The 12,700-nt window shown below is 65.7% G+C and carries 14 protein-coding genes; 12 read left to right on the forward strand and 2 right to left on the reverse strand.

All coding sequences use genetic code 11. From position 1 onward, the window contains the following. Positions 1-38 precede the first annotated feature (38 nt). From glmM to ACP146_RS04645, 3 genes are read left to right on the forward strand one after another with little or no spacing between them, the layout of a single operon-like run. Positions 39-1,418 (forward strand): phosphoglucosamine mutase, encoded by a 1,380-nt coding sequence (gene glmM, locus ACP146_RS04635; protein WP_422365593.1) that lies wholly within the window; start codon positions 39-41, stop codon positions 1,416-1,418. A gap of 35 nt (positions 1,419-1,453) precedes the next feature. Continuing rightward, positions 1,454-1,828 carry a CidA/LrgA family protein gene (locus ACP146_RS04640; protein ID WP_422365594.1) on the forward strand — a complete coding sequence of 125 codons (375 nt, stop codon included), beginning with the start codon at positions 1,454-1,456 and terminating at the stop codon, positions 1,826-1,828. Then, complete coding sequence (locus ACP146_RS04645; RefSeq protein ID WP_422369619.1) at positions 1,828-2,544, forward strand: LrgB family protein; 717 nt, start codon at positions 1,828-1,830, stop codon at positions 2,542-2,544. The genes ACP146_RS04640 and ACP146_RS04645 overlap by 1 nt, the downstream gene beginning before the upstream one ends. A gap of 29 nt (positions 2,545-2,573) precedes the next feature. On the opposite strand, the gene ACP146_RS04650 is transcribed toward ACP146_RS04645, so the two are convergent. Next, on the reverse strand, positions 2,574-3,962 hold the full coding sequence (locus ACP146_RS04650; RefSeq protein ID WP_422365595.1) for a PLP-dependent aminotransferase family protein: 1,389 nt from the start codon (positions 3,960-3,962) through the stop codon (positions 2,574-2,576). Between the two features lie 94 nt (positions 3,963-4,056). Here ACP146_RS04650 and ACP146_RS04655 point away from each other — a divergent pair, with 94 nt between their 5' ends. The 8 genes from ACP146_RS04655 to ACP146_RS04690 all read left to right on the forward strand — a co-directional run bounded on the left by ACP146_RS04655 (position 4,057) and on the right by ACP146_RS04690 (position 10,692). Beyond that, entirely contained in the window at positions 4,057-4,305 is a 249-nt protein-coding gene (locus ACP146_RS04655) for a DUF1127 domain-containing protein (RefSeq protein WP_422365596.1), read from the forward strand. Positions 4,306-4,351: 46 nt separating this feature from the next. Beyond that, the gene (locus ACP146_RS04660) at positions 4,352-5,149 is read left to right on the forward strand and encodes a PhzF family phenazine biosynthesis protein (RefSeq protein WP_422365597.1); all 798 of its coding nucleotides are present in this window, start codon (positions 4,352-4,354) and stop codon (positions 5,147-5,149) included. A 54-nt stretch (positions 5,150-5,203) separates the two neighbouring features. Then, positions 5,204-5,743, forward strand: coding sequence for a cupin domain-containing protein (locus ACP146_RS04665; protein ID WP_422365598.1), 540 nt, complete (start codon positions 5,204-5,206; stop codon positions 5,741-5,743). Then, positions 5,740-6,240, forward strand: coding sequence for a GNAT family N-acetyltransferase (locus ACP146_RS04670; RefSeq protein ID WP_422365599.1), 501 nt, complete (start codon positions 5,740-5,742; stop codon positions 6,238-6,240). Before ACP146_RS04665 ends, ACP146_RS04670 begins: the two co-directional genes overlap by 4 nt. Positions 6,241-6,293: 53 nt before the next feature. Further along, positions 6,294-6,740 carry a MaoC family dehydratase gene (locus tag ACP146_RS04675; RefSeq protein ID WP_422365600.1) on the forward strand — a complete coding sequence of 149 codons (447 nt, stop codon included), beginning with the start codon at positions 6,294-6,296 and terminating at the stop codon, positions 6,738-6,740. Positions 6,741-6,945: 205 nt separating this feature from the next. After that, positions 6,946-8,115, forward strand: coding sequence for a phosphoserine transaminase (locus ACP146_RS04680; RefSeq protein WP_422365601.1), 1,170 nt, complete (start codon positions 6,946-6,948; stop codon positions 8,113-8,115). A 78-nt stretch (positions 8,116-8,193) separates the two neighbouring features. Further along, entirely contained in the window at positions 8,194-9,771 is a 1,578-nt protein-coding gene (gene serA / locus ACP146_RS04685) for a phosphoglycerate dehydrogenase (RefSeq protein ID WP_422365602.1), read from the forward strand. A 9-nt stretch (positions 9,772-9,780) separates the two neighbouring features. Next, the gene (locus ACP146_RS04690; protein WP_422365603.1) at positions 9,781-10,692 is read left to right on the forward strand and encodes an FG-GAP repeat domain-containing protein; all 912 of its coding nucleotides are present in this window, start codon (positions 9,781-9,783) and stop codon (positions 10,690-10,692) included. On the opposite strand, the gene ACP146_RS04695 is transcribed toward ACP146_RS04690, so the two are convergent. After that, entirely contained in the window at positions 10,683-11,243 is a 561-nt protein-coding gene (locus tag ACP146_RS04695; protein ID WP_422365604.1) for a paraquat-inducible protein A, read from the reverse strand. The two genes, ACP146_RS04690 and ACP146_RS04695, sit on opposite strands and share 10 nt — an antisense overlap. Positions 11,244-11,539: 296 nt before the next feature. On the opposite strand from ACP146_RS04695, the gene ACP146_RS04700 reads away from it, so the two are divergent. Continuing rightward, positions 11,540-12,694 carry an ATP phosphoribosyltransferase regulatory subunit gene (locus ACP146_RS04700; protein WP_422365605.1) on the forward strand — a complete coding sequence of 385 codons (1,155 nt, stop codon included), beginning with the start codon at positions 11,540-11,542 and terminating at the stop codon, positions 12,692-12,694. Positions 12,695-12,700: the final 6 nt, after the last annotated feature.

Consider the following 12,700-nt stretch of genomic DNA (forward strand, 5'->3'; position numbering starts at 1 on the left):
GTGTCGGGCGCGGCCTTGCCCGACCGGAAGGACGTAGAATGTCTCGTAAGCTTTTTGGAACCGACGGTATTCGCGGTACAGCGAACCAGGAACCCGTTACCGCAGAAACCGCCCTGGCGGTGGCCAAAGCCGCCGGCCGCCAGTTTTTCCGCGGCGATCACCGCCACACCGTGGTGATCGGCAAGGATACACGCCTCTCGGGCTATCTTCTGGAGCCGGCCCTGACCGCCGGGTTCATCTCCGTGGGCATGGATGTCGTGCTGCTGGGCCCGATGCCGACCCCGGCGGTGGGCATGCTGACCCGTTCGATGCGGGCCGACCTCGGGGTCATGATCTCGGCCTCCCACAATCCCTATCAGGACAACGGCATCAAGCTTTTCGGCCCTGACGGCTTCAAGCTTTCAGACGAGGTGGAAAAGGCAATCGAGGCGCGCATCGAGGACGGCGGCGGTCCGCTGGCACCGGCGCATCAGTTGGGCCGGGCCGAGCGTCTCGACGGCGCCCTGGGCCGCTACATAGAGTTCGTCAAAAGCAGTTTCCCGCGCGGCCTGCGCCTGGACGGCATGAAGGTGGTCATCGACTGCGCCAACGGCGCAGCCTACCGCGTGGCGCCCAAGGTGCTGTATGAGCTTGGCGCGGAGGTGGTGCCGGTCGGCGTCTATCCCGACGGCTTCAACATCAACCAGCGCTGCGGCGCGACCGAGCCGACGCGCATGCAGGAGGCGGTGGTTACCCACGGCGCCGACTTCGGTATCGCCCTCGACGGCGATGCGGACCGGGCCATTCTGGCGGACGAGAAGGGCCGGGTGATCGACGGCGATCAGGTGATGGCGCTGGTCGCCCGCTCCTGGCAGCAGTCCGGCCGGCTTGCCGGCGGCGCCGTCGTTGCGACGGTGATGTCCAACCTGGCGCTGGAACACTATCTCACCGAACAGAGGCTCGGTCTGATCCGCACGCCGGTGGGGGACCGCTATGTGGTCGAACGCATGCGCGCAGAGGGTTACAACGTCGGCGGCGAACAGTCCGGACACATCGTGCTGAGCGACTTCGCGACCACCGGCGACGGCCTGATCGCCGCCTTGCAGATTTTGGCGGTGGTGGTGCAGTCCGACCGCCCGGCCTCCGCCGTCACCCAGGTCTTCCAGCCTTATCCGCAGTTACTGCGCAACGTGCGCTTCAATGGCGGTGCGCCGCTGGAGGATGCGGCGGTGCAGTCGGCGATCAGCGCCGGCGAAGAGCGCCTGGGCACTGCGGGTCGCGTGGTGATCCGCAAATCCGGCACCGAACCGGTGATCCGCGTCATGGCCGAGGGCGAAGACGAAGCGCTGGTGGATCAGGTGGTCGGCGATATCTGCCGGACCATCGAAGGCTGCAGTGTGGGAACGGCGGCCGATGCCAAACGGGCCGGTGCCGGTTAAGCCGAACGCCGTCTCGTGATAGGACGCGGTTTCCGATGCTGCCTTCCCTGACGGCGCTTTTGCTCTGCCAGCTGATCGGGGAGGCGCTGGTCCGTTTTTTGGGTCTGCCGGTTCCGGGGCCGGTTGTCGGGCTGGTCCTGCTTTTTTCCTTTCTGGCGCTGAGGCGTTCGGTTCCGGACAGCCTGAACCGGACCGCTACCGGCCTGCTGCATCATCTCTCGTTGCTTTTCGTGCCCGCGGGTGTCGGCGTCCTGCAGCATGTCGACCGCATTTCCGCAGAGTGGATGGCCATCGCCGTCGCGCTTCTGGTCTCGGCGGTCTCCACCATTCTGGTCACCGCCGCGGTGATGCGCGCCATGATCCGCCTGATGAAGCTGGATGACGAAGCGGGGGAGGCGACGGATCCGTGATGGAAGGTTTCCCGGAGATCTGGGTCTATCTGCGAACCGGTCCGCTGCTCTGGTTGACCGTGACCCTGGCGGCTTACCTTCTGGCGCAAAGCCTTTACGAGCGTGCCGCTCTCAATCCCCTGCTGAATCCGGTCGCTCTTGCGGTGATCCTTCTGTCCGGCCTGTTGCTGGTCACCGGTACCGGCTACCAGGCCTACTTCGAAGGGGCTCAGTTCATCCACTTTCTTCTGGGCCCGGCAACGGTCGCTCTGGCGGTGCCCCTCTACAGCCATCTCGGCAAGGTGCGGGCCGTGCTTCTGCCCATGCTGGTCGCTTTGCTTTGCGGCGCGGTCACGGCTGTGGTGACGGCCGTCGGGACAGCACTGCTGCTGGGCGCCAGTTTTGAAACCCTTGCCTCTCTGGCGCCAAAGTCGGTCACCACGCCGATTGCCATGGGCATTTCCGAACAGATCGGCGGCCTGCCATCGCTCACCGCTGTGCTGGTGATCCTGACCGGCGTCCTGGGGGCCATGCTGGCGACGCCGCTACTGAACGCTGTCGGTATCCGCGATTGGCGTGCCCGCGGTTTCGCAACCGGGGTGGCCGCCCACGGGATCGGCACGGCAAGAGCCTTTCACGTCAGTGAAGTGGCCGGCACCTTCGCCGGCATCGCCATGGGCCTGAACGGCCTGGTCACGGCCTTCCTGGTGCCGCTGCTGATCGACTGGGTGCGGTAGAGCGCTACCGCTCGGGGGCCTTCAGTTGGTCAGACCATGCTGCTGAAAGCGTAGGAGGGTCCTTCCTGCAGCACCCCGGCAAGGATATCCAGCCCCCGTTTCAGTTCTTCGGTATCGCGTGACGGTCCGAAACAGACCCGCACGGCATGAACGCTGTCGCGCCGCCCGACCTGAAAAACGTCGCTCGGCGTGATCAACACGCCGCGCCGTTCGGCCTCTTCCACGAAGGCGTTGGAACGCCAGGGGTCCGGCAGGTGAAGCCAAAGAAAGTTTGCGCCCGGATCGCTTTCGAAGTCCCAGCCGCGAAAGGCCGCCAGCGCGAGGTCGCGGCGTTGCGCCGCAGCGCGCCTGCGCCCGGCGGCGACTTCTGCCGCCACGCCGCTGTGGATCAATTCAGCGGCGATCTCGGCGGTCAACGGGCAGGCCATCCAGCAGGTCGAGTTGATCGCCTGACTGAGGCGCAGTTGGGCGTCATCCGGTGCGACGACATAGCCGACGCGCAGGCCGGCTGATACGGTTTTCGACAGCCCGACAATGTAATAGCCCAACTCCGGCGCATGGGAACCGACTGGCGGCGGCCGGTCCTCTGCCAGAAAGCCGAAGACGTCGTCCTCGACGATCCCCACGTCGTAACGCCGCGCAACCGCAGCCAGGGCGCGGCGGCGTTCGTCGGGCATGGTGACGCTGGTCGGATTGTGCAGCGTCGGGCAGAGATAGATCGCCTTTACGTCATGGGCCCGGCAGGCATCCTCGAAAGCGTCGGGCAGGGGGCCCTCGCGGTCGCGGGCGAGCCCGTCGAGGCGCAGACCCAGGAGGCGTGCCAGGCCGAGCATGCCGGGATAGGTCAGGGAATCGGCAACGATGTGATCGCCGGGCCGGGTAATGGCGGCGAGGACGACCAGCATCCCGTGATGGGCACCGGCGGTGACGGTGATCTGTTCGCCTGAGGTCTCGACGCCGTTCTGGGTGAGCCAGTCAGCGCCGGCCTGGCGATGTTCGGGTCGGCCGCGCTGCGGCTGATAGCCGAGCATCTCCATAGCGCGTGGGCTCGCGGCGCAACGCGCCATAACCGCGGCGATGGCGCTTTCCTCCGGGCAGGGGATGGGAAACGACGAGCGCATGGGGATGCTGCCCGGCGGGGCGTCATTCCAACGGTGCAGATGCTCGTTGCTGGCCGGTGCGGAGACAAAGGTGCCGCGCCCGACCTCGCCGGCGGTGAGGCCGCGCCGTTCAGCCTCGGCATAGGCGCGGCTGACCGTTCCCACCGTAACACCCAGGTGCCAGGCCAGATCGCGGTGGGTGGGCAGCCGGTCGCCCGGTTTCAGCCGTCCCTCCGTGATGTCGCCGGCCAGGGCATCGGCGATGGCCATGTAGCGCGGCCCCGCGGCCTCGGCAATCTGTGGGGTCCATTTTGTCATGATGACAATAATACAATTGACCTTAAAGCACGGCAACAATAATTACAATCATTGCCTATTTCATTGATACATTCGCATTTGGCGGGAGGATTGAATGCATACAATTTCGAAGCCGCCGGTTCTGCTGGAGATTCCAGGCCGCCTTGGCCGCAAACCGGGCCATGGGTTCAGAGAACTGGCTTTCAGATTCCTGATGACTTGCCTGGAGACCTTGGCGGTCTGGCAGGAGCGGGCGGCGGCGCGCTATCGCCTGGCCGAGATGGATGACCGACTGCTCAACGACATCGCGCTGAGCCGGGCCGATATCGAGCCGGAGGTCCGCAAACCCTTCTGGCGGGCTTGATGCTTTAGCGCGCCGGAACCATCGCAAGAGACTTTAGGATCACCCCATGACTGAGATCGCACTTTATCAGGTCGACGCTTTTACCGACCGCGTCTTCGGCGGCAATCCGGCAGCAGTCTGTCCGCTGGAGGCTTGGTTGCCGGACGAGACCATGCAGGCCATTGCCTTTGAGAACAACCTGTCGGAGACCGCCTTCTTTGTGGCCAACGGCACCGGCTACCACCTGCGCTGGTTCACCCCCGCGATTGAAGTACAGCTTTGCGGCCACGCCACCCTGGCGGCGGCCTATGTGATTGCCAATCACATCAACCGCGGTGTCGAGAAGGTGCTCTTCGACTCCGCCAGTGGCCCGCTGCTGGTGGTTCGCCGTGGCGAAGTCTATACCCTGGATTTTCCGGCCATCGCCTCTGCGCCCTTCGACGACAAGGGCGCCGTGAGCGAAGCGCTCGGCGTGACTCCGCAGGCGGTTCTGAAGGCGGAGAAGGGAAAGGCCCGGAAGATGATGGCGGTGCTGGCCAGCGAAACCGAAGTGCGCGACGTTGATCCATACCTCGCAAGGGTTGCGCGTCTGCCGGCGCAAGGGCTGATCGTCACCGCGCCTGGCGACGACTGCGATTTCGTTTCCCGCTACTTCGCCCCCCATGCCGGCATCGACGAAGACCCGGTGACCGGCTCGGCGCATTGCCTGCTGGTGCCTTACTGGGCCGAAAGGCTGGGCAGGAAGAAGATGGAGGCAAGGCAGATTTCCGCGCGCGGCGGCAGCCTCACGGTGGAAGACCTGGATGATCGGGTTCTGCTGTCGGGTCGGGCCGCCCCCTATCTTGAAGGTCGCCTTCGCGTATGAATTGTCGCAAGATCCGTCTTGCCGCCGGACGAGACGATATGCGAGAGGCGCAGAATGAGCGACAACCTGAATTCTCCAGCCCCGAATCCTCCAGCCCCGAATCCTCCAGCCCCGAATCCTCCAGCCCCGAATCCTCCAGCCCTGGATCCTGACAGCCTGGAACCGAAGCTCGGCTCGAGCTATCCGGCCCCCTTCCGGGATGCCTGTGGCGCGCGGGAGAAGCGTGCCCTCGGCGACGCTCTGGGCCTTACCCACTATGGCGTCAACCTAGTGCGCCTGCCGCCGGGGGCGACTTCGGCCCAGCGCCACTGGCATACCCATGAAGACGAGTTCGTCTATGTCCTGGAAGGCGCGTTGGTGCTGATCACCGAGGGCGGCGAGCAGACTCTGACAGCGGGCACGGCGGCGGGCTTTCCGGCCGGCAAGGAAGACGGCCATCAACTGGTGAACCGCAGCGATGCCTGGGCGGTCTATCTCGAAATCGGCAACCGCTCCGACGCCGATGAAGTGCATTATCCTGACGTCGATCTTTTCCTTACGATGAGGAACGGTGACTGGGTCTTCACGCACAAGAGCGGAGAGCCCTACGAATGAGCGCCAAAGGAACCAACGACGCGCAGATCCGCGCGGCGGGCGCAGAGGAGATGGATGCCGTCCGAGGGATCTTCCGTGAATATGCCGACTGGCTGCAGGTCGACTACTGCCTGAAAGACTTCGAGGCGGAGCTTGCCGGGCTGCCCGGCGCCTTCGCGCCCCCCGCCGGCGGGCTCTGGCTCGCCTGGGTCGGTGACGATCTTGCGGGTTGCATCGGGTTTCGGTCCCTCGAGACGGGGGTCTGCGAGATGCGCCGCCTCTGGGTGCGCGAGGCCTTCCGTGGCCATCGGCTCGGACGGCAATTGGTAGAGGCAGCCTTGGCGGCGGCGCGGGCGGCGGGCTATGCGCGCATGTCGCTGGAGACGCTGGGGCACATGACCGCGGCCCGCAGCCTCTACGCCAACCTTGGTTTTCGTGCCGAGGCGCGCGCCTATGACGGCCTCGACGACGACCTGCGCTACATGGTATGCGATCTCACGTCTCCGGTCGCCGCCTGACCACCGCCTTCCCAGCCGCAACCTTGATTTCCCTGCATGAGAGGTGCACAGCCGTGCAAGCGCTGTACTTTGAAGACTTCGAACCCGGCCAGCAGTTTCACAGCAAGGGCGCGACCCTGAGCGAGAGCCAGATCATGGACTTTGCGCTGACCTACGATCCGCAGCCCTTTCACATCGACAAGGTGGCCGCGGCGGAAGGGCCCTTCGGCGGGCTCATCGCTTCCGGCTTCCAGACCCTCTCACTCGCCTTTCGCCTGTTTTACCAAGCCAACGTGATCAACGCCTGCTCCATGGGTTCGCCCGGCTTCGACAAGCTGCGCTGGGTCAGGCCGGTGCGCCCCGGCGACACCCTGTCCGTCGCCGCCGAGGTAGCGGAGATGCGCCCCTCAAGCTCCAAGCCCGACCGCGGCACCCTGCTGATGGACTACACCGTCACCAATCAGAACGCCGAGCCGGTCATGACCTTCACCGCCATCCATATCCTGGCCCGGAAGGTCTAGGCCGATTTCCTGACCTTTCGGTCAAGTTTGCCGTCTGCGACGCTTTGGCGCCGGAAAGCGGCGTATGGGCAATTGACGCAGTGCAGCATAGTGCTAGTATCCGGCCCGCGCGCGCCGCGGGATTTCAGGCTTTTGGCTGTTTCGGGGCGCAGACTTTCGAACGGGGCCAAGATAGAGCGCCCTCACAGAATTTAGGAGCAGTGCTATGAATGCCGCCCGCCCGGCCAGTCGGCCTGGGAACCCTTGCTTTTCATCAGGACCCTGCGCCAAGCGGCCCAGCTGGTCCCTGGATGGTCTTGGCGAGGCGTCCCTGGGTCGATCTCACAGGGCGAAGGGCGGCAAGGCCAAGCTGGCCGAGGTGATCGAGCGCTCCAAGGCGCTGCTCGGCCTGCCGGCGGACTATCGCCTGGGCATCGTCCCGGCCTCCGATACCGGCGCGGTGGAGATGGCCATGTGGTCGCTGCTCGGTCCGCGCGGCGTCGACGTGCTGGCCTGGGAAAGCTTCGGCAAGGGCTGGGCGACCGACGCCCAGAAGCAGTTGAAGCTGGATGATCTGCGGGTGCTGGAAGCCGGTTACGGCGAGTTGCCGGACCTCGGCCAGGTCGGCGCCGACCGCGACGTGGTTTTCACCTGGAACGGCACCACCTCCGGCGTGAAGCTGCCCGACGGCGACTGGATCGCCGCCGACCGTGAGGGGCTGACGATCTGCGACGCGACCTCGGCCGCCTTTGCCATGGAACTGCCCGCGGCGAAGCTCGACGTCATCACCTGGTCCTGGCAGAAGGTGCTGGGCGGCGAGGCGGCCCACGGCATGCTGGCGCTCTCGCCGCGCGCTGTCGAACGGCTGGAGTCCTTCACCCCCGACCGTCCGCTGCCGAAGATCTTCCGCCTTACAAAGGGCGGCAAGCTGATCGAAGGCATCTTCAAGGGCGAGACCATCAACACCCCCTCCATGCTGGCCGTCGAAGATGCGCTGGACGGCCTGAAGTGGGCCGAGGGGATCGGCGGTCTGCCCGCGCTCGTCGCCCGCTCCCAGGCCAATCTACAGGCGGTCGAGGACTGGGTCGCGCAGTCCGACTGGGCGGACTTTCTGGCGGTGCGGCCGGAGACTCGCTCCTCCACCTCGATCTGCCTGAAGATCGTCGATCCCTGGTTCCTGGCGCTGGACGATGCCGGCCAGTCCGCTGCGGCCAAGCGGATCGCCGGTCTGTTGGAAGAAGAGGGCATCGCCTTCGATATCGGCGGCTACCGCGACGCGCCGGTGGGCTTGCGTCTGTGGGGCGGCTCCACCGTCGAAGCCTCCGACATGCGGGTGCTGCTGCCCTGGCTCGACTGGGCCTACGGCCTGGTGAAATCGGAGAAAGCGGCGGCCTGACGGCACCCCAAGACCAGAAGCCAAAGACATCATCCGGCCCGCCGTTAAACGGCAGGGCCGTCGGAGAGGGACATCGAAATGCCCAAGGTACTTATTTCAGACAAGTTGAGCCCGCGTGCGGCGGACATTTTTCGCGAGCGCGGCGTCGAGGTGGACGTGAAGCCCGGCATGACGCCGGAAGAACTGAAAGCGGTGATCGGCGCCTATGACGGCCTTGCCATCCGCTCCGCCACCAAGGCGACGGCTGAGATCATTGCTGCGGCGGACAATCTGAAAGTCATCGGCCGCGCCGGCATCGGCGTCGACAATGTCGACATCCCGGCGGCGACCGGGCGCGGCATCGTGGTGATGAACACGCCGCACGGCAATTCCATCACCACGGCGGAACACACCATCGCCATGATGTTCGCCCTGGCGCGGCAGATCCCCGCCGCCGACCGTTCGACCCAGGCCGGCAAGTGGGAAAAGTCGCGCTTCATGGGCACCGAGCTGACCGGCAAGGTGCTGGGAGTCATCGGCTGCGGCAACATCGGCTCCATCGTCGTCGAAAGGGCCCAGGGCCTGCGCATGCGTGTCATCGCCTTCGATCCCTTCCTCTCGCCGGACCGGGCCGAAGACCTGGACATCGAAAAGGTCGAGCTGGACGAGCTTCTGGCCCGGGCCGACATCATCACGCTCCACGTCCCGATGACCGACCAGACCCGCGGCATCATCGATGCGGCGGCACTGGCCAAGACCAAGCCGGGCGTGCGCATCGTCAACTGCGCGCGCGGCGGCCTGGTGGTGGAAGAGGACCTGAAGGCGGCCATCGAGTCGGGCCACGTCGCCGGCGCGGCCTTCGATGTTTTTGCCGAGGAGCCGGCGAAGGAAAACGTGCTCTTCGGGATGGAACAGGTGGTGGCCACGCCGCACCTGGGGGCCGCCACCACCGAGGCACAGGAGAAGGTGGCCCTGCAGGTTGCCGAGCAGATGGCCGACTACCTCTTGACCGGCGCCGTCACCAACGCGCTCAACATGCCCTCGCTCTCGGCGGAGGAGGCCAAGCGGCTCGGCCCTTACATGCAGCTTGCCGAACAACTCGGCAGCTTCGCCGGACAGCTCACCCGTACCGGTCTTAAGGATGCGCGCATCGAGTACGAAGGCCATGTCGCCCATCTGAACACCCGGCCGCTGACCCAGGTGATGCTCTGCGGGCTGCTGCAGCCGATGCTGGATACGGTGAATATGGTGAATGCGCCCAGCGTGGCGCGGGAGCGGGATATCGATGTCGCCGAGGTGAAGCACGAACGCGACTGCGACTACCAGACGCTGATCCGCCTGACGGTGACGACGGAGCGAGGCGAACGCTGTGTTGCCGGCACGCTCTTCGGCACCGACAAGCCACGCCTTGTCGAGGTGAAGGGCATCTCCGTCGAGGCGACTTTGACGCCGCACATGCTCTACATCACCAACGAGGACAAGCCGGGCTTCATCGGCGCCCTGGGGACGACCCTGGGTGATGCCGGGGTGAACATCGCCACCTTCCACCTCGGGCGCGCGGAGCGCGGCTCCGATGCAATCGCGCTGTTGGAACTGGACGCCGCGATTCCGGCCGACGTTTTGCAAAAAGTGCGGGCCCTGCCGCATACCAAGCAGGCCGAGGCGCTGCGCTTCTAGGGCTGGGGCGTGCGTTTTCTCGGCACCCTCCTGCTGGCTCTTGTGCTTGCCGGTCCCGCCCGGGCCGGCAGCCTGGAAGCGTTGGGACTCCGGCCCCTCATCGTCGAGACGGCGCGGGAGCTTGCCATCGAAGTGCGTCCGGTGGCGCGTCCGGTGAATGCCTTGCCGGACGGCCATCCGGCCCTGGGGTCCGGCGTCATCACCGAGGTCTGGCTGACCGAACCGACGGAGCGCTATGGCCATGCGGTGCTGGGCGACGGCATCGAGGCCGGCGGCCTGCTGATGCGGCTGGCCGGTGGCGAGGAACGCAGCCTCTCGCTGCCGGAGCATCAGGTCTTCGAGGACCTGCAGCCGCGCCTCGCCGACCTCGACGGCGACGGCAACCCGGAGATCCTGGTGGTGCGCGCCTCGCAAAGCAGCGGCGCTGTGCTGACGGCCTATGGTCTGGTTGACGGAGAATTGCAGCTTATCGCCAAGGGACCGGAACGCCTGACCGCCTTTCGCTGGCTCAACCCGGTGGGCGTTGCCGACTTCGACGGCGACGGTGTTCTGGAAGTCGCCTATGTGGAGACGCCGCACATCGGCGGTGTGCTGCGGATCCTTTCTCTTGATGACGGCGCGCTGAGGCAGGAGGCCGAGGCCTATGGGTTCTCCAATCACTTCATCGGCTCCCGGGCGCTGGGCCTCTCCGCGATCCTGGATGTCGATGCGGACGGCCTGCCGGAAATCCTGCTGCCGGACACCCGCCGACAGGCGCTGCGGGTCATGGGTTTCGTCGATGGTGAACTGCGCGAGCGGGCGATTTACCAGATCGACGGCCGGATCGTCGGCGACTTCCGCCTGGAGGATCTCGACGCCAACGGTCTCGACGGAGTTGTCGTGCCCCTGGACGGCGACCGAGAGCTGCGTCTTTACCGATAGTCCGAAGGTTTCTCCGCGGCGGTTTCTTTCCCCGCAGACAGACTCCGATGGGCGAGGATCGCAATTCTGCGCACGGCGATCATCGAGAGGATTACGGCCAGCATGAAGACATAGAGCCCGGCGTGGATCTCAACATCTGAAATCAGCGACAGCTTGATCACCACGACGAGCAGGGCGACGACGAAAACATCCAGCATCGACCAGCGGCCCAGAACTTCGATCCAGGCCAGGGCCCGCCGCACCCGCGGGTCCTCGACGTTGAGCAGGCTCCAGGCGACATAGGCAACGATCAGTTTCACGACCGGCAGGATCACGGTGAAGACGACGATCACCACAAACAGCAGATAGTCGCCGCTGTCGAGCAGGCGAAAGGCGCCGGTGAGGATCGATACCTCGTCGAAGAAGACCAGCAGCGTGCGAATGGTCATGACCGGCAGCAGCCAGCCGGCGAGCAGGGCGACAGCGGCGGCGAGGATTAGCAGGCCCAGGAAGCGATCGAAGCCCTGGCTGTCGGCGGCCAGGGTGGCGGGCTTGGAAAATCTGGAAAGCAAGAGCTTGGCCGCAGTCCTCGGCAGTTCGTGGGGTAATCTTCGAGAGGGGCAGTCTATCCGGCACAAGGGCGGCCCGCCAGTCTTCTAGGTTACGGAAAACGCTGCATTTTTGCGATCTTTTGAGGCCCGGGCAGGCACGCGCCGCGGGATTTCTGTTTGCCCGCCGGGGCCCGGGCTGCTAACAGAAGGCGGAAGCGGAGCCGCCCAGGAACCCAGCTTGGGACCCAGGCCGACGGTATCACCGCTTCCATGCTTGCCCATGGAACCGGACCGCACTTCTCCGAAGACCTGCTGACATGACCGAGACTGCTGAAAAGGGCCTTTTGCCGGCCGGCCTGCAGGATGTGCTGGCCCCGCTCGCGGCGCATGAAGCCGCCAACGTGGAGCGGCTGATCGCCTGTTTCCAGGCGCATGGCTACGACCGGGTGAAGCCGCCGTTGCTGGAGTTCGAAGAGGCGCTGCTGACCGGCGCCGGCGCGGCGGTCGCGGGGCAGACCTTTCGCCTGATGGACCCGGTCAGCCAGCGCATGATGGGTCTGCGCGCCGACATGACGCCCCAAGTGGCGCGTATTGCCACCAGCCGTCTGAAGAACGCGCCGCGCCCGCTGCGCCTCTGCTATGGCGGTCAGGTGCTGCAGGTGCGCGGCAGCCAGCTGCGCCCGGAACGCCAGTTCGCCCAGGCCGGGGTCGAATTGATCGGTCCTTCGGCTGCAGCCAGCGACGCCGAAGTGATCCTGCTGGCGATCGAAGCGCTGACCGGACTTGGCGTGAAAGATCTGTCGGTCGACCTGAATCTACCTCCGCTGGTGGGCTCTCTCGCGGCGGATCTGGGGTTGGCGGACGCAGAGGTTGCCGCGCTGCGCCTGGCACTCGACCGGAAGGATTCGGCGGCCGTTGTCGCCCTGGCCGGCGAACAGGCACCGACCTTCATGGCGCTCCTGCAGTCTGCCGGAACCGCGGAACAGGCACTGGAGGCGCTGCAGAAACTGGCGCTGACCGGCGATGCGCTGCGCGCCGTCGAGGGGCTTGCGGCCGTCGTGGCGTTGATTCGCGCGGCGGCGCCGGAGGCGCGGCTGACCGTCGATCCGGTCGAGCATCGCGGTTTCGAATACCAGACCGGCATCAGTTTCATCCTCTTCGCCAAGGGCGGCCGCGGTGAGCTCGGCCGCGGTGGGCGTTATCAGGCAACCGGCCCGGGCGGCGAGCGCGAGTCGTCGACCGGGTTCACGCTCTACATGGACACGGTGTTGCGGGCGATTGCGCCGCCGCAATCTCCGGCGCGTATTTTCCTGCCTTTTGGAACCGCAACGGCCAAGGCCCGGGAACTGCGCGATGCCGACTGGGTGACCTTGGCCGGCTTAAGCGCGGATGAAGATCCCGAAGAAGAAGCCCGCCGTCTCGGCTGCAGCCATGTGCTGAGCGGTGGCGAGATCATCGATATAGAGGACTGACAGAGC

The sequence above is a fragment of the Pelagibius sp. genome, assembly GCF_965249265.1.
Lineage (GTDB): Bacteria > Pseudomonadota > Alphaproteobacteria > Kiloniellales > Kiloniellaceae > Pelagibius.